8 protein-coding genes are annotated in these 17,268 nt (G+C 69.1%); 4 read left to right on the plus strand and 4 right to left on the minus strand.

The features are described 5' to 3' along the window. From V1318_RS17655 to ispG, 3 genes are all read right to left on the minus strand, one after another. Positions 1-4,898, minus strand: a 4,898-nt coding sequence (locus V1318_RS17655) for an FG-GAP-like repeat-containing protein (RefSeq protein ID WP_332941055.1), incomplete at its 3' end; no start/stop codon positions are given. A gap of 133 nt (positions 4,899-5,031) precedes the next feature. Then, on the minus strand, positions 5,032-5,754 hold the full coding sequence (locus V1318_RS17660) for a phosphatase PAP2 family protein (RefSeq protein WP_332941056.1): 723 nt from the start codon (positions 5,752-5,754) through the stop codon (positions 5,032-5,034). Continuing rightward, complete coding sequence (ispG, locus tag V1318_RS17665) at positions 5,729-7,000, minus strand: flavodoxin-dependent (E)-4-hydroxy-3-methylbut-2-enyl-diphosphate synthase (protein WP_332941057.1); 1,272 nt, start codon at positions 6,998-7,000, stop codon at positions 5,729-5,731. The genes V1318_RS17660 and ispG overlap by 26 nt, the downstream gene beginning before the upstream one ends. Positions 7,001-7,133: 133 nt before the next feature. On the opposite strand from ispG, the gene xseA reads away from it, so the two are divergent. The 4 genes from xseA (at position 7,134) to V1318_RS17685 (ending at position 14,260) form a co-directional block, all read left to right on the plus strand. Then, on the plus strand, positions 7,134-8,489 hold the full coding sequence (gene xseA / locus V1318_RS17670) for an exodeoxyribonuclease VII large subunit (RefSeq protein WP_332941058.1): 1,356 nt from the start codon (positions 7,134-7,136) through the stop codon (positions 8,487-8,489). A gap of 297 nt (positions 8,490-8,786) precedes the next feature. Then, positions 8,787-10,433 carry an acetolactate synthase large subunit gene (locus tag V1318_RS17675; RefSeq protein ID WP_332941059.1) on the plus strand — a complete coding sequence of 549 codons (1,647 nt, stop codon included), beginning with the start codon at positions 8,787-8,789 and terminating at the stop codon, positions 10,431-10,433. A 50-nt stretch (positions 10,434-10,483) separates the two neighbouring features. Further along, the gene (locus V1318_RS17680) at positions 10,484-11,956 is read left to right on the plus strand and encodes an aldehyde dehydrogenase family protein (RefSeq protein ID WP_332941060.1); all 1,473 of its coding nucleotides are present in this window, start codon (positions 10,484-10,486) and stop codon (positions 11,954-11,956) included. A 372-nt stretch (positions 11,957-12,328) separates the two neighbouring features. Beyond that, positions 12,329-14,260: a VWA domain-containing protein gene (locus tag V1318_RS17685; RefSeq protein ID WP_332941061.1), complete on the plus strand. Its 1,932-nt coding sequence runs from the start codon at positions 12,329-12,331 to the stop codon at positions 14,258-14,260. On the opposite strand, the gene V1318_RS17690 is transcribed toward V1318_RS17685, so the two are convergent. Further along, complete coding sequence (locus tag V1318_RS17690) at positions 14,250-17,114, minus strand: EAL domain-containing protein (protein WP_332941062.1); 2,865 nt, start codon at positions 17,112-17,114, stop codon at positions 14,250-14,252. The genes V1318_RS17685 and V1318_RS17690 overlap by 11 nt on opposite strands. Between the last annotated feature and the right edge of the window lie 154 nt (positions 17,115-17,268).

The raw sequence follows: 17,268 nt of genomic DNA on the forward strand, positions 1-17,268 counted from the left end.
CCGCGCGCGTTGAACTCCACCTTGCTCCAGCGGCCGGACGCGTCCTGCGACAACCAGGGCCGGCCAAGTTCGTCGTACTCGGTTTGCGCGACGTAGGTGGCACCGTCGATCACGGTCTCCACCCGCTTGACGCGCCCCATGACGTCGTACTGATAGCTGCGACTGAAGTTCAGCTGCGGCCCGCCTCCGACCCCGCCCGCCCACTGCGCGTAGGCGCCGGTGACGGTCTCGCTGGCCAGTTTGCCGGCGCCGTTGGCGGCGGTGTCGTAGTGGTAGGTGGACTGCGACTCGATGCTGCCGTCGGCCAGGCGCACGGTCTTGCGCCAGACCCGGCCGCGGGCGTCGTAAAGGTTTTCGGTGCGATTGCCCGCGGCGTCCTGCTCGACGACCACCTCGCCGGCGGCGTTGTACTGATAAGTGGTTTCGCCCGCATCGGGATCGGTCTGCCGCACCTTGCGGCCGAGTACGTCGTACTGGAAGTAGTTGACCACGGCGCCGCGCCCGGCATCGCGATTGACGTTGCTGACCGTGCCATCCGCATTGTAGTAATTGCTCAGGCCGTGGTAGTTCGGGTCGGTGACCGTGGTCACCTCGCCCAGACCGTTGCGCGTGGTGGTTATCTGATTGCCGCGCGGATCGATCGCGACCGTCCAAGGGCCGGAGTAGTAGTTCTGCGCGGTCGCTCCGTCGGGCGCTGTCACAAAGCGCGGGCGGCCGATCAGGTCGTAGGTAGTGGTCGTCCAGTCGCGTCCGGCCGTACACGTGTCCGCGGACACCGTGGGACCGGCGCTGCCGACCGTTCCCGACAGGAAGAACGGGTTGGAGGTACGCAGGGGCTTGCCCGCCGCCTCGTATTCGGTGCAGACCGCCGAGATGTCCTTGCCGGATACGCCGACGTTGAAGGTTTCGCTGGCCTTCATCAGCGGGCGGCCGAGCATGTCGAAGTAGGTCCACGACGCCGGCGCTGCGGTCGCGGTGGTCTCCTGGCGGAAACGCGCGCCGGCCGGGCAACTCACCGCTCCCGCGCCGGTCCCGCACCAGCGGTAGCGCGTATAGCCATAGGCTCCGCCGCTGCCCGGCGCGGAGGTGGGCGAGGTCTGGTTCCAGGTCGCGTAGTCCCGGCCCAGGGCACCGCTTTCGGCCACCACGCGCACCCCGTTGCCGTCGATCGCCTCGGTCACGGCGCCGTAGCGGTTGCGCCCGAACACCGTCAGCGTGTCGCGCTCCACTTGCGTGGAGCCGTTGTAGAACGGCTCGGAAGTCTTGATCGGGAAGCGGCCGCGGCTGTCGTAGGTGACCTTGCTGTAACGCACGACCTCATTGGGATCGGTCGAGCGGAAGTTCGGCGAGGTATTGCAGATGGCCGAGGACACCCCCGCACAGGTCAGACTGTAGGTCTTGTTGCCATAATCGTCGTAGAAATACAGTTTGCGCAGGTCCTGGTCGGCAGTACCCGTGACCTGAGTGCGCTCCTCGGTCAACAGACCGGTGGCGGCGCCGCCCATCGCATAACCGAATGTGGTCACGCGCGCGACGTTAGGCTTACCCGCTCGACGATGCTCGACCCAACTCGTATTGAGGCGTCCGAGGCGCCAACGCGCAGGATCGTCGGAGTAGCTGTTGTTGGTGATGACCGTCGAGGTCGGCGCCGACTCGCTCTGGGTATAGGTATTCACCTCAGACCAGTTCACGTTGCCATGGCCGGTGTAATAGAACGCCGAAGTGGTGCGGCTGGTCACCATCGCGGTGAACGGGTCGCGTAGCTTTTCCTCGGTGCTTCCCGTAGCGACATGGAGGGGCGCCTGCACACCGGCCTGGAAACCCAAACCGGTGGCCCACCACACCTGGACCTTGTCCGAGAACCAGCTACCGCCCAAGGGCGGCAACGCCTGTCCGCGCGGCGCGAAACAGGCGTCGTTGACCGGCCCGGTCAAACATGCCGGCAAGGCATAGGCCTCATCGGCCACCACGGATTTCACGGTCCGCTGCGGCAAGCCGATGTAGGGATAGTTCTGCTGATAGGTACTGCCGGTGACGACGTAACCGCTGCTGTGGTTGACGTCGATGGTTTCGATGCTGCCGAAGCCAAGGTAGCCGCGACCGCCAGCCTGCATCAGGGCATTGGCGTAGCGGTAGTACAAGGTGGCCTTGGCTTCGGGCGCTCCGGACTTCGGTGCGCTGCTGGCCGCGCGCCAGACCACATAGGCCGGGCCCAGCACGTCGCGCACCGGAGAGCCGCGCCCCCAGACTGCGGCATTGCGCGTACTGGATACAGCGGGACGATAGAGATCCTTGTTGATCAACGGCGCATAACCGATGTCGGTTTCCGCGCCCAGACCGTTGGTGAAACGAGTGATCACGTCGCGCGGGATGAAGCGATTGCTGGGCCCCGGTCGCGAGAAATAAATCGGCGACGTCGAATCGTCCCAGCGCACGCGCATGTAGTCGACGTTGCCGTCGCCGTCGTAGTCGCCGAACAAGTAGCTGTGGCGCGGCAGGCACATGGTGTCGCCGCAACCGGTCAGCACGTTGGGCAGCGCGATGGGCGAGGAGAAGGTACCTGCGGGATCGCCGTAGCGCACCACGAAACGCTGATAGTCGGTGCCGGGGTACAGCACGTCCGCGCGGCCGTCGCCGTTCACATCGGCGACCTGGACCTGTGCGGTGACGATGCCCAGGCCCAGATTGCCCCCAGGACCGAAGCCGACGCCGGTATTGATCGCGTAGGTGGGCACGCCGGTGGTCGTGCCGTGATAGATGTAATCGGTCAGGCCGTCGCCGTTGATGTCTGCGAAGCTCATCACATCCGTGCCGCCGGAGAAGCGGCCTGTGCCATAGGCCCTGGCGGTGACCCCGGTAGCGGTGATCTGTTCGACGGTGAACGGCATTACCGGAACGCACGCGACGGTCGTGCTGGGCGTCGCCTCGCTGTACGCGACCGCCTCGCTCTTGGGTTGCTGGGGCGGATCTCCCGGTCCTGGCCCCGGCCCGATCGGCCCGGGGCCGCCGCCGCTCGAACATGCTATTCCGACCTCGAGCAGCAGATCCGAGCGCGCATCGGCGTTGAAATCGTTGAGCTGCTGGTAGTTGTTCTTGCGGTACAGGCCGTACACCGTCTGGGGATTGCCCTGCGCATCCACCACCGCGAGCAGGCGCTCGTTGCCCCAGCGATAGCCATAGCTGCCGCCGCGCTCCATCACCCGCACGTACATGCTGCCCGAACGCGGATAGACCAAGTCGATCAAGCCGTCGCCGTTGACGTCGGCGTGCTGGGGCTCGGCCTTCTTCACCGAACCGGCACCCGGGATCGGCTGGGCCAGCTCGGCCAACAGATTCACGCTGGTCTGAAACGGCTGGTTATAGTCGCCGTTGGAGCGATAGCCGACCCAGTTGGGCGTGCCGCTGAGGAACAGGTCGTCGCGCCCATCGTCGTCGTAGTCGAGCAGGAACCAGCTCGCGTCGCCCTCGTATTCCTCCCAGCTCAGCTCGTACGGACTGCACAGGACCGGATTGCCGACGGTGAAATAGGGCTTGCCGCTTGGATCCTGACGACTGAAAGCCACATAGATGCTTTCGGTTCCGCAGGCTTCGCCGGTCTGGCCGTCCTTGATCCAAACCAGGTCCTGGCGGCCGTCGCCATCGATGTCGCCGAATTTCAGGCCTTCGAACTTGATCAGGCTGCCGTTGGGAATCGAACCGGAAGACTCCTGGGTTTCGAAGAAGCCGCGGCTGTCGGTGTAGCTTTGGCTCCAGTTGAAGCTGGTCGGCGCCGCACAGATCTGCTGGGCGCTGTCGTTGCACTCGCGCAGTTGCGTCAGGGTTTGGGCGGAGCTGCCATAGGCATAGGTCAGCGCGTAATGACGCACCGTGGCGTAGCTGCCGTCGTAGTCGTCGTCCACCGTCGAGGTGATGCTGTCCAGACGGTGCGCCAGCTGGGTAAAGCCGCCGGCGATGTACGCCCGGTAGGCGGGTGCCGCGCTGTAGTTGAAGACGATCTCGGCGTAGGGCGTGGAGGCCGGCGCGGACTGGCCGGCCAACACGGTCTTGCCGGTGTAGCGCACCTTGTGGATCAGGTGTTCGCCGGCCACGCCGTCCAGGCCTTCGTGGTAGACGTAGTCGATGTAATTGCCGGTGGAGTCCTGGAAACGCGTTTGCGCCCAGGTCAGTGCCATCCCTTCCTTGCCGGGCGCGTTGCTGTTGACGTAGCCGTCCGCGCGATTGGCGCTGGCGCTGTTGTCGCGATCGCCGTACCAGGAGGTCGAGCCGTCCTTGCGTTCGACGGTGAAGAAGGACGGGCCATTGGCGCCGCCGTCGGCGTAGGCGCACACGCGCTGGAAGGACTCCAGCTCGGTGCGGTAGCCCGACGTGGTGAAGCCGGCGACGCTGGGGCAAGCGTCCGTGGTACCGGCATACGCGATCAGGCGCTGCCCATCGAGGCAGTACTTATCGGTGGCGGAAAAATTCACCGGCGGCGGGCTGCCGTCGATGGGCTGGCCGTTCTCGATGAAATCGCCCGCCTCGCGCGTGGCGCGGCAGCGCGAAATGGAGGACAGCCCGCCGATCGACCAGCCTTTGCCCAGGGCGCCGTTACCGGCCTGGCTGGAGTAATTGAGGCTCATTTTAGGAGCGACGCCGGCCGTGCCCGCGACGGAATACAAGGGCACGCTATAGGTGGCCGCGCCGCTTTCGTCGACCCGGAACTCCGCGCCGATCGCCGATACCCGATCCGACTCCGGATCGCTTGCGAACAAGGCAGTGGGCGGCAAACTGCCTCCGGTGCCGGGTTCGGCGAAACTGCCCGAGATCAGGACCCCGGCTTGCAGCAGCAGCAAGCCGGCGACGGCGGACAACAGCAGGATCGGCCCCAACGGAGCGCGGGCAGCAGGTTCGTTCGACATGGAAAGCGGTCCCCTCACCGCAATACCGCCGGCCACTCGCGCGTAGCGCGACCCCTATGGACGACGTAAGTTGTTGATTATTTTGATAGCGGTCACAATCCGGCGCAAGACGGATCGAATGCGCCGAATTTGCTCATTCCGACCGGCGCCACGGCCCCACCCCACCGCGGAACGCCAGCAGGTAGACCGCCACCGCCCAGGCCGTGGCCACCGACCAGCCGGCCAGGATGTCGGAGGGGTAATGCACGCCCAGGTAGACCCGCGACAGGCCGACCACGAGCACGAAGGCGGCCATGACCGCCGCCACCGGCCAGCGCCAGCGCGTGCGCCAGGCCAGCAGGGTCAGCACGCAGGCCAAGGTCGCCGAGCCCATGGCGTGGCCGCTGGGGAAGCTGTAGTTGTGCTCGGGCGCGATCGATTCCCACAGCGAGGGCCGGTCGCGCGCGAAGGCCTGCTTGGCGGCGATGTTGAGCAGGGCCGAACCGCCCAGCGCGATCGCGGCGAAGGTGGCTTCGCGGAAGCGCCGCAGCAAGCTCAGCCCCAGCACCAGGACGATATCGAAGGGGACCACGCCGTAGAGGTAGCCGATCTTGCTGATCGCGACGAAGAAGCGATCGAAGCCTTCGCCCGCCAGCGAGTGCGCGAACCGCAGGATCGGCTCGTCGAAGGGGATCGTTTCCTGCTCGTGGATCTCGTCGGCCAATTCGGCGAAGGCCCACAGCGGCAGCAGCAGGCCGGCGAACACCAGCAGCAGGCGCAGGCCGTGCCGGCGCAGGAAGGCGGCGCCGAAGCGCGCCTCCTGCTTCAGCGCCGCGCCGTCGGCCAAGGGCTCAGGCGCCCGCTGCGCGAACGCCATAGTTGCGTTCGACGTAACGGTCGATGAGGTCGACGAATTCGTCGGCGATGCGTTCGCCGCGCAGGGTCACGGTCTTCTCGCCGTCCTCGAACACCGGCGCCGACGGCGCTTCGCCCGTGCCCGGCAGCGAGATGCCGATATTGGCGTGACGCGATTCGCCGGGGCCGTTGACCACGCAGCCCATCACCGCCAGGGTGAGGTTCTCGGCGCCGGGATGGCTGATCTTCCACTCCGGCATTTTCGCCCGCACGTGCTCCTGCACCTTCTGCGCCAGTTCCTGGAAGAAGGTGCTGGTGGTGCGGCCGCACCCCGGGCAGGCGGTGACCATCGGGGTGAACGCGCGCAGGCCCATGGTCTGCAGCAGTTCCTGCGCGACCACGACTTCGTTGCTGCGCGCCTGGCCCGGTTCGGGCGTGAGCGAAATGCGGATGGTGTCGCCGATGCCTTCCTGCAGCAGCACGCCGAGCGCGGCGCTGGAGGCGACGATGCCCTTGCTGCCGATACCGGCTTCGGTCAGGCCCAGGTGCAGGGCGTAGTCGCCGCGGTTGGCGAGCTCGCGGTAGACCGCGATCAGTTCCTGCACGCCGCTGACCTTGGCGCTGAGCACGATGCGGTCGGCCGGCAGGCCGATCTCGACCGCGCGCTGGGCCGAGTCCAGGGCCGAGCGGATCAGGGCCTCGCGCAGCACCCGGCCGGCGTCCCAGGGTTCGGCGCGGGCGTGGTTCTCGTCCATCAGGGTCGCGGCCAGGGCCTGGTCCAGCGAGCCCCAGTTGGCGCCGATCCGGACCGGCTTGCCGTACTTGATCGCGAACTCGATCAGGGTCGCGAACTGGCTGTCCTTCTTCTTGCCGAAGCCGACGTTGCCGGGATTGATGCGGTACTTGCCCAGCGCTTGCGCGCAGGCCGGCTCGGCGGTGAGCAGCTGATGGCCGTTGTAGTGGAAGTCGCCGATGATGGGCACCTCGATGCCCATCATCGCCAGCTTGTCGACGATGCGCGGCACCGCCGCGGCGGCCTCGACGGTGTTGACCGTGACCCGGACCAGCTCCGAACCCGCGCGCCACAGCTCGGCGACCTGCTTGGTGGTGGAGGCGACGTCGGCGGTGTCGGTGTTGGTCATCGACTGCACCACCACCGGCGCGCCGCCGCCGACCTCGACCGCGCCGATGCGCACGCTGCGGGTCAGGCGCCGCGGCAAGGGGCCGAAACCGGTATGGGCGCAGGGCAAGGGAGCGTCGGAATTCATGGCGCCATTGTAAGGCCGGGCGGGCGGATTCGCCCGTGCGACGCGAATCCCGGCTTTAACGAATCCCGAATCCCGAATCCCCAATCCCGGCCCTAAAAGCAGTACGGTATCCGGCCGTAATCCCCGCCCGAACATGAACGCCGTCGCGCCCGATCACGTCCTCTCGCCCAGCCAGCTCAACACCCTGGCGCGCAATCTGCTGGAAGACAGCTTCCCGCTGGTCTGGGTCGAGGGCGAGCTGGGCAACCTGTCGCGGCCATCCTCCGGGCACCTGTACCTGACCCTCAAGGACGCGCGCGCGCAGGTGCGCTGCGCGATGTTCAAGCCCAAGAGCAGCTGGCTGAAGTTCGTCCCGCGCGAGGGCCTGCGCGTGCTCGCGCGCGGCCGCCTGACCCTGTACGAGGCGCGCGGCGACTACCAGCTGGTGCTGGACCACATGGAAGAGGCCGGCGAAGGCGCGCTGCGGCGCGCCTTCGAGGAACTCAAGGCGCGGCTGCAGGCCGAGGGCCTGTTCGACGCCGAGCGCAAACGTCCGCTGCCGCGCTTCCCGGCGCGCGTGGGCGTGATCACCTCGCCCAGCGGCGCGGCGGTGCGCGACGTGCTCAGCGTGCTGGCGCGGCGGTTTCCGCTGCTGGAGGCCGAGGTGCTGCCGGTGCCGGTGCAGGGAGAAGGCGCCGCCGCCCAGATCACCGCCATGCTCCAGCGCGCCGCCGCTTCGGGGCGCTACGACGTGCTGGTGCTGGCGCGCGGCGGCGGCTCGCTGGAAGACCTGTGGGCCTTCAACGACGAACGCCTGGCGCGCGCGATCGCCGCCTGCGAAGTGCCGGTGGTGTCGGCGATCGGCCACGAGACCGACTTCAGCCTGTCCGATTTCGCCGCCGATCTGCGCGCGCCGACGCCCTCGGTGGCGGCCGAACTGATCGCGCCGGACCGCGACGAGCTGCAGCGCCGCCTGCGCCAGCTCGACGCGCGCCTGCGCAATCTGCAACTGCAGCGGCTGCGCCAGGCCATGCAACGCGCCGACCGCGCCGCATTGCGGCTCAACGCGCTGCGACCGCAGGCGCGCCTGCAGGCCCTGCGCCTGCGCCAAACCGAGGCCCTGCGCCGCCTGCACGCGGCCTGGCAGCGCCGGCTCGAACGCGAACGCGCGCGCCTGCGCCACGCCGACGCGGTGCTGCGCGCGACCCATCCGCAACGCCGGATCGCGGCCCTGCGCGAACGCCTGGGCGCGCTCGCCCAGCGCCCGCGCGCCGCGGTGCTGCGCCGCCTCGCCCACCAGGCGGTGCACCTGCGCGGGCTGGCGCGTTCGCTGGAGGCGGTCAGCCCGCTGGCCACGGTCGCGCGCGGCTACGCGATCCTGCAGCGCGAAGACGGCCAGGTGGTGCGCAGCGTGCTGGATGCCGCGCCCGGCGACCGCCTGAGCGCGCGCGTCCAGGACGGACGGCTGCGGGTAAAGGTCGAGAGCGGGGACGACGACGCGGCCGCCTGAGACGCTGCTCGATACGAGTTGCGCCGCAAGCGGGATTCATCGCGGCTCACGCCGCTCCCACAGCGGCGGCACCGGGAACCCGGGGCCTGCGCAGGCCCCGCCGCAGCGCCGCCGCTGCGCCTGTGGGAGCGGCGTAAGCCGCGATAACGCCACCTCGCACTCGACGATGGCGTCAACGGCCGGCGCCCCCGCCCATGCGACGCACCGTTCCGCTCAAGGCGCCTCGCCATCGCCCACCGCTAACACGATCTGGGCGAGGATCGCAGGACTCGGGCGCAGCCCAACACGGAGTCCCGCATGACCAAGGCGTCCGATCTGTTCGTCGCCGCGCTCGAAGCCGAAGGCGTGGAGTACGTGTTCGGCATTCCGGGCGAGGAGAACCTGGACCTGCTGGAGTCGCTGCGCACCTCCACGATCAAGCTGGTCCTGACCCGCCACGAACAGGCCGCCGGGTTCATGGCCGCCACCTACGGCCGCCTCACCGGCAAGGCCGGCGTCTGCCTGTCGACCCTGGGCCCGGGCGCGACCAACCTGGTCACCGCCGCGGCCTACGCCCAGCTAGGGGCGATGCCGATGCTGATGATCACCGGCCAGAAGCCGATCAAGACCAGCAAGCAGGGCCACTTCCAGATCGTCGACGTGGTCGACACCCTGCGCCCGCTGACCAAGTACACCCGCCAGATCGTGTCCGCCGACGCGATCCCGGCGCGCGTGCGCGAGGCCTTCCGCCGCGCCGAGGAGGAGCGCCCCGGCGCGACCCACCTGGAGCTGCCGCAGGACATCGCCGCCGACCCGACCGAGGCCCGCCTGATCCCGGCCTCGTACTCGCGCCGCCCGCTGGCCGAGGACAAGGCCATCGCCCACGCCGCAGCCGCGATCATGCGCGCGCGCCATCCGCTGCTGATGATCGGCGCCGGCGCCAACCGCAAAGCCACCGCGCGCCAGCTGCGCGCCCTGATCGCCAAGCTGGGCATCCCCTTCTTCACCACCCAGATGGGCAAGGGCGTGGTCGACGAGACCGACCCGCTGTGGCTGGGCAACGCCGCCCTGTCCGACCACGATTTCGTGCATCGCGCCATCGACGCCGCCGACTGCATCGTCAACATCGGCCACGACGTAATCGAGAAGCCGCCGTTCTTCATGCGCGAGGGCCGGCGCACCGTGATCCACGTCAACTACGCCGGCGCCGAGGTCGATGCGGTGTACTTCCCGCAGATCGAAGTGATCGGCGACATCGCCAACGCGGTCTGGCAGCTGTCCGAGGCGATCGAGCCGCAGCCGCACTGGGACTTCGCCTTCTTCGACCGCGTGCGCAGCGCCCTGGATGCGCAGATCGACGAGCGCAACGCCGACCCCCGCTATCCGCTGGTGCCGCAGCGCCTGGTCGCCGACGTGCGCACGGCGATGGGCGAGCGCGACATCGTGTGCCTGGACAACGGCCTGTACAAACTGTGGTTCGCGCGCGGCTACCGCTGCCGCCGGCCCAACACCCTGCTGCTGGACAACGCGCTGGCGACCATGGGCGCGGGCCTGCCTTCGGCGATGGCCGCGCGCATCGTGCATCCGGACCGGCGCGTGCTCGCGGTCTGCGGCGACGGCGGCTTCATGATGAACTCGCAGGAGATCGAGACCTCGGTGCGCCTGGGCCTGGACCTGACCGTGCTGGTGCTGCGCGACGATGCCTACGGCATGATCAAGTGGAAGCAGGCGCACGAACGCTATCCCAGCTTCGGCATGGACCTGGGCAACCCGGACTTCGTCAAATACGCCGAAAGCTACGGCGCGCGCGGCCATCGTCCGGGCACGACGGACGAGTTCCTGCCGTTGCTGCGGCACGCGCTGGACACGCCCGGCGTCGACCTGATCGAAGTGCCGATCGACTACGCCGACGACGACCGTATCCTCAACGAAGACATCCCGCGCCTGAGCGCGGCGGTGCGCTGAGCGCCGCGTTCGCCGCCACGCCCCTCTTTCGCTCGCAATCGGAATCCGCCATGGCCAAGTCCTCCTCCAAGTCCAAGCCCGCTTCCGGACTCAAGAGCAGCTATCCCTACTACCTCGCCAATCGCCCGGTCGCGGCCAACACCGACCTGGAGGTGCTGGACAAGTACAGCGGCAAGGTCGCCACCCGCGTCGCCTTCGCTGACGCCTCGGTGGTGCGCAAGGCCATCGTCGCCGCGCACAAGGCGCGCGAGGCCATGGCCGCGTTCCCGCCCGATGCGCGCCGCGACGTGCTCGAACATTGCGTGCGCCGCTTCAGCGAGCGCCACGAGGAACTCTCGCTGGCCCTGTGCATCGAGGCCGGCAAACCGATCAAGGACGCACGCGGCGAAGTCACCCGCCTGATCGACACCTTCCGCATCGCCGCCGGCGAAGCCACCCGCCTGGACGGCGAGATCATCGAACTGCAGATCTCCCAGCGCACGCGCGGCTACCGCGGCATGGTCAAGCGCGTGCCGGTGGGCCCGTGCAGCTTCATCACTCCGTTCAATTTCCCGCTCAACCTGGTCGCGCACAAGGTCGCCCCCGCGATCGCCGCCGGCTGCCCCTTCGTGCTCAAGCCCGCGGTCAAGACGCCGGTGGGCGCGCTGATCATCGGCGAAGTCCTGGCCGAAACCGACCTGCCCAAGGGCGCGTTCTCGGTGATCTGCTGCTCCAACGAGGACGCCGGCGCGCTGACCGAGGACGAACGCATCGCCCTGCTCAGCTTCACCGGCGGCCTGATCGGCTGGGAACTCAAGGCGCGCGCGGGCCGCAAGAAGGTGACCCTGGAACTGGGCGGCAACGCCGCCTGCATCATCGACGAAGACCCGGGCGTGCCGCTGGATCACGTGGTCGAGCGGTTGGTGTTCGGCGCCTACTACCAAAGCGGCCAGAGCTGCATCAGCGTGCAGCGCATCTACGCCCACGCGGCGATCTACGACCGGCTGCGCAAGAAGCTCAAGGCGGCGGTGTCGCAATTGCGCATGGGCGATCCGCGCGACGAGCGCACCTTCATCGGCCCGGTGATCGACGAGGCCGCGGCCAAGCGCATCGAGTCCTGGGTGGCGGCCGCGCGCAAGGGCGGCGCCAAGCTCATCGCCGGCGGCGAACGCCGCGGCAACATGCTGCCGGCGACGCTGCTGGAGCAGGTGCCGCGCGACAGCGACCTGTTCCGCCAGGAAGTGTTCGGCCCGGTCGCATTCATGGCCCCGTTCGAGGATTTCGACCAGGCCCTGGCCCAGGTCAACGACAGCGACTTCGGCCTGCAGGCCGGCGTGTTCACCGGCCGCCTCGACCACGCCATGCGCGCCTGGGACCGGCTGGAGGTCGGCGGCGTGATCGTCGGCGACGTGCCCAGCTTCCGCGTCGACAACATGCCCTACGGCGGCGTGAAGCATTCCGGCCTGGGCCGCGAGGGCGTGCGCTATGCGATCGAGGACATGACCGAGCAGCGCTTGCTGGTGATTCGCGATCCGGTAGCGTGACGCTGCTTTAGCTCCTCTCCCGCTGGCGGCGCCCGACGGGTGTGCAAGGCTGAGAGGGGTTGGGGTGAGGGCCGGCGCAAGCGCATCGCTCCAACCTCGCACGACGCCCTCATCCGCCCTGCGGGCACCTTCTCCGGCAGGCGGGAGAAGGGAATCGGGCGACGTAGGGTGCGGTGATAACCGCACCGTCGCGATGGTGCGGTTCGCTGCGCTCACCACACCCTACCTATTGCCCCTCTCCCGCTCGCGGCGCCCGAAGGGTGTGCAAGGGCGAGAGAGGTTGGGGTGAGGCCGCACACGATTGAGAAAACCTTTAACCCCGCTTCCCCACACCATGCGTTTCGACCCAGGACCTCCCTGGGAACCGCCCGCATGAACGTCAAGCCGCCGCCGTATCCGAGCTCCCTCCTGTTCGCCGCCGTGCTCAGCGCGCTCGCGCTCAGCGCCTGCCACACCAGCACCCGCGACGAGGCGCCCGCCGCCGGCGAAACCGGGGCGCGCAGCGAACGCCACGCCGCCCAGAGCACGCCTTCCGCCGCCGAGGTGACGGCGATACGCGAAGCGACCGCCGCTGCCGTCGCCGCCGCGGACGCCGCGGACGCCGCCGCAACCGCCGCCGACAAAGCCGCCAGCGAGCATGTCGAACTGTCGCTGGTGGCGCCCCCGCCTGCGCCGCCCGCGCCGCCGTCCGAGCATCGACGCGCTGCTTATGCGCCCAACCAGCTCGCTCCGCCGCCGCAACTCCAGCGCGTCGACGTCAGCGGCAGCCGCATGAAGCGGGTGCAGATGGAAGCGCCGACGCCCGTGATGTCGGCGCCGGCCGCGATCGGCCTGATCGGCAACGTGTCGCCGCAACCGGCCAACACCGAGAAATACGCCGCGCGCGAGGACAACCCGGTGCGCCGCACCGCGGACGAGCCCTTGTCCACCTTCTCGATCGACGTCGACACCGGCAGCTACGCCAACGTGCGGCGCATGCTCAACCAGGGCCTGCGTCCGCCGGCCGACGCGGTGCGCGCCGAGGAGTTCATCAACTACTTCGACTACGGCCACCCCGCCCCGAGTTCGCGCGAGACGCCGTTCCGGGTCACCACCGAACTGGCGCCGGCGCCGTGGAACGCGCAACGCCAGCTACTGATGATCGGCATCAAGGGCTATGACGTGCCCAAGGCGACCCTGCCGCCGGCCAACCTGGTGTTCCTGATCGACACCTCCGGCTCGATGGACCAGCCCGACAAGCTGCCCCTGCTCAAGAGCGCCTTCAGCCTGCTGACCAAACAGCTGCGCCCGCAGGACCGCATCTCCATCGTGGTCTACGCCGGTTCCGCAGGCCTGGTCCTGCCGCCCACGCCGGGCGACCGCCAGGGCGAGATCCTGCAGGCGCTGGACCGCCTGCAGGCCGGCGGCAGCACCAACGGCGGCGACGGCATCCGCCTGGCCTATGCCATGGCCAAGCAGGCCTACGTCAAGGACGGCGTGAACCGGGTGATCCTGGCCACCGACGGCGACTTCAACGTCGGCACGGTCAGCCAGAACGCCCTGGAAACCCTGGTCGCCGACCAGCGCAAGAGCGGCATCGCCCTGACCACGCTGGGCTTCGGCCAGGGCAACTACAACGACGCGCTGTCGGAAAAACTCGCTGACGTCGGCGACGGCAACCACGCCTATATCGACACCCTGCAGGAGGCGCGCAAGGTGCTGGTCGAGGAAATGGGCTCGACCATGTTGACCATCGCCCGCGACGTCAAGATCCAGGTCGAGTTCAACCCGGCCCTGGTCTCCGAGTACCGCCTGATCGGCTACGAGAACCGCGTGCTCAAGCACGAGGACTTCGACAACGACAAGGTCGACGCCGGCGACATCGGCGCCGGCCACGAGGTCACCGCGCTGTACGAACTCACCCCGGTCGGCTCGACCGCCGCGCGCCTGCCGGCGCTGCGCTACCGCGAAGCGCCCGTGGCGCAGGCCGGCAAGCGCGGCGAGATCGCCAACCTCAAGCTGCGCTACAAGCGCCCCGGACAGGACGCCAGCCGCCTGATCGAAGCCCCGATCCTGAGCAGCCAGCTGCGCGTCCAGCCCGGCGAGTCGATGCGCTTCGCCGCCGCGGTGGCCGCCTTCGCCGACGCCTTGCGCGGCGGCAGCCGCTCCGACGGCTGGGGCTGGGACAGGATCGAGGCGACCGCGCGCGCGAGCAAGCTCGACGACCGCTGGGGCCAGCGCCGCGAACTGGTGCAGTTGATCGAACGCGCGCGCCGCCAGATCGCCGGCGACACGCCGTCCACCGCGGTCAGTGTCAGCGAGTGAGCGCCTGCCGCAGGGGCGCCTGCGCGCGCTCGGCCGGGTGCCCGAACAGATAGCCCTGGCCGTAAGCGCAGCCCAGTTCGCGCAAGGCCGCGAGCTGGGCATCGTTCTCCACGCCCTCGCCGATGGTGTGGATGCCCAGGGTGCCGGCCAGGGCCTGGATCGCGCGCACCACGGCGACGCTCTCCGGGCGGGTCTCGCCGACCAGGCCGGCGACGAAGCTCTGGTCGATCTTCAGGCACTCGATCGGGAACCGGTGCAAATACGACAGCGCCGAGAAGCCGGTGCCGAAATCGTCCAGCTGGGCGAGCACGCCGTGGCCGCGCAGCGTGCGCAGCATGCGCAACGCGCGCGGCACGTCGTCCAGCAGCGCGCCCTCGGTGATCTCGATGCGCAAGCGGTGCGGATCGGCGCCGGCCTCGTCGATCATGCGCAGCAAGCGGTCGGCGAAATCCGCGGCGCGGAAATGCCTGGGCGAGACGTTGACCGAGACATAGCCCTCGCCGCCCTCGGCCAGCTGCTTCATGACCTGCGCGTACAGCAGCCAGTCGACTTCCTCGATCAGGCCGCTGTCCTCGCCCAGGCCGATGAAATCGTTGGGCAGCAGCAGGCCGCGGCGTTCGTGGCGCCAGCGCAGCAGGGCCTCGTGGCCGATGATGCTGCGATCGCTCAGGCGCACGATCGGTTGGTAGTAGGCGATGAAACCGTCGCCGTTGATGGCGCGGCGCAGGTCGGCCTCGAGATCGAGGATGCGTACCGCGTGTTCGCGCATGGCCTCGTCGAACACCGCGCAGCGGTCGCGGCCGGCCGATTTGGCGCGGTACATGGCCGCGTCGGCGTCGCGCAGCAGTTCGGCGCCCGTACGGTAGCGCGGGTGCCACATGGCGATGCCCAGGCTGGCCGAGGGGAACACCTCGCGCCCCGCCACCCAGCACGGTTCGCCCAGCGCGCGCAGGATGCGGTGCGAGAGCTCCTCGGCCACGCGCAGGCCGTCGATGTTGTCGACCAGGATCGCGAACTCGTCGCCGCCCAGGCGCGCCACGGTATCGTCGGCGCGCACCGCCGCGACGATGCGGCGCCCGGCCTCGATCAGCAATTCGTCGCCGGCCGAGTGGCCGACGCTGTCGTTGACCAGCTTGAAGCGGTCCAGGTCCAGGAACAGCACCGCGAACTGGCGGCGCGGATCGTGCTGGGCGCGCGCGATCGCGGTCTCCAGGCGTTCCAGCAGCTGGCCGCGGTTGGGCAGCCCGGTCAGGGCGTCGTGCAGGGCCTGGTGGGTGAGTTGCTGTTCGGCGCGCAGGCGCTCGCCGATCTGCGACAGCAGTTCGGTGTTGGCCTGGGCCAGCTCGCGCGTGCGCGAGGCCACGCGCTGTTCGAGTTCGGAATGCGCGGCGACCAGGCGGTCCTGGGTCTGCTTGCGCGCCAGGCCGTTGCTGATGTGGTGGGCGACGAAGGTCAGCAGCTCCTGATCGCGCACGGTGAACGCGATCGCCGGCGAATAACTCTGCACCGCGATCACGCCGACCACGTGGTCGCTGCGGAACAGCGGCACGCCCAGCCAGCAATGCGCCTGCGAACCCAGGCTGCGCACCAGCCCGGCCGCCTCCAGACTGGCGATGCGGTTGCGGTCGGCCAGCAGGGCCTGGCCTCGCTTGATCACGTACTCGGTCAGGCCGGCGGCCAGGCGCCGGCTTTCGCGGGTCGAGTCGCGCTCGTCGATCGAATACGGGAACTCCAGATGGTCGCCGTCGTCGGTGATCAGGGCGATGTAGAAGTTGCGCGCGTACAGCAGTTCGCTGACCACGTCGTGGACCTGGGCGTAGAAGCGCTCCAGGGTTTCGGAGGTGATCGACAGTTCGGCGATCCGGAACAGCGCGCGCTGCAGGCGCTCGGCGCGCTGGCGCTCGATGATCTCGGCCTGCAGATCGCGGTTGCTCAGCTGCAGGGCCTGGGTGCGTTCGGCGACCCGGCGCTCGAGTTCCTCGCGGGCGCGGAAGCGGTCCAGCGCGGTCAGGATGTGCTGGGCCACGAAGGCCAGCAGCGCGCGCTCCTCGTCGCCGTACAGGCCGGGGCGGTCGTAGCTCTGGACCACGATCGCGCCGCAGACGCGGTCGTCGCGGCGCATCGGCACGCCCAGCCAGTCCTCGCTGTCGGGGCCGTGGGTCAGGTCCTGGGTGACGTTGAGCTGCTCGCGGATCGAGGCCGAGGAGCCCTGCAACGGTTCGCCGTGGCGCAGCAGCGCCAGGGTCAGGCTGTTGGGCATCTCGGCGGCGCGGATCTCGCGCTCGGGTTCGGCGATGTAGGTGTCGATGCGGTCGGCGAAGTACAGAAAGCGCAGACTGTCGCGGACGTCGTCGTACAGCACGATGTAGAAGTTCTCGGCGTACATCAGGCCGCCGACCACGCCGTGGATGCGGCGCAGCATCTCGATCATGTCCAGATCGGAGCCGGCCAGGTCGGCGATCTCGTACAGCGCCTGCTGCAGGCGCTCGGATTTCTCCAGCGATTCGGCCCGCGCCTGCGCGCGCGACGCCGCCAGTTGCGCCGCGACCAGGCGCTGCGCCAGCGCCAGCCAGGGCGCGCGCGCGCTGTCGGCCAGCGGCGCGCCCAGCTGCGCGCACAGCGCCAGGCGGGTGCCGTCGTCCAGGGTCCAGGCCGCCTGCAGGCGGTCGCGGCGTTCGGGCTCCGCGCCGTGGCCGTCGAGCATGCGCTCGGCGGCCGCGGCCGATTCCGGCGCGGCGCCCGCGGCCGAGCCGCCGGCCGCGCCACGCGGGTCCAGCCAGCGCACCACCACCTGCGAGCCCGGGGGCAGCCCGTCGCGCAGCGCGCCCGCGAGTTCGTCCCCGGTCCCGGGCACCCCGGCGTCGACGCCTGCTACTGGCCTTCCGGTTGTCTGCACCGCTACAGGCCTCTGGATCGTTCATGTTTCTACAACGCAGGACGCAGGATAGCCTGACCGGCCGGCCATGAACCGCCAACCCCGTCGCGGGCCTTGGGCCGTTCGTCTGGAC

It is taken from the genome of Lysobacter sp. CCNWLW3 (assembly GCF_036697405.1).
In the GTDB taxonomy this organism is placed as follows: domain Bacteria; phylum Pseudomonadota; class Gammaproteobacteria; order Xanthomonadales; family Xanthomonadaceae; genus Lysobacter.

Excerpts from the sequence above, each read along its gene's own strand:
- ispG (WP_332941057.1), bottom strand. The coding sequence starts at position 7,000 with ATGAATTCCGACGCTCCCTTGCCCTGCGCCCATACCGGTTTCGGCCCC.
- V1318_RS17680 (WP_332941060.1), top strand. The coding sequence starts at position 10,484 with ATGGCCAAGTCCTCCTCCAAGTCCAAGCCCGCTTCCGGACTCAAGAGC.
- V1318_RS17685 (WP_332941061.1), top strand. The coding sequence starts at position 12,329 with ATGAACGTCAAGCCGCCGCCGTATCCGAGCTCCCTCCTGTTCGCCGCC.
- V1318_RS17660 (WP_332941056.1), bottom strand. The coding sequence starts at position 5,754 with ATGGCGTTCGCGCAGCGGGCGCCTGAGCCCTTGGCCGACGGCGCGGCG.
- V1318_RS17675 (WP_332941059.1), top strand. The coding sequence starts at position 8,787 with ATGACCAAGGCGTCCGATCTGTTCGTCGCCGCGCTCGAAGCCGAAGGC.
- xseA (WP_332941058.1), top strand. The coding sequence starts at position 7,134 with ATGAACGCCGTCGCGCCCGATCACGTCCTCTCGCCCAGCCAGCTCAAC.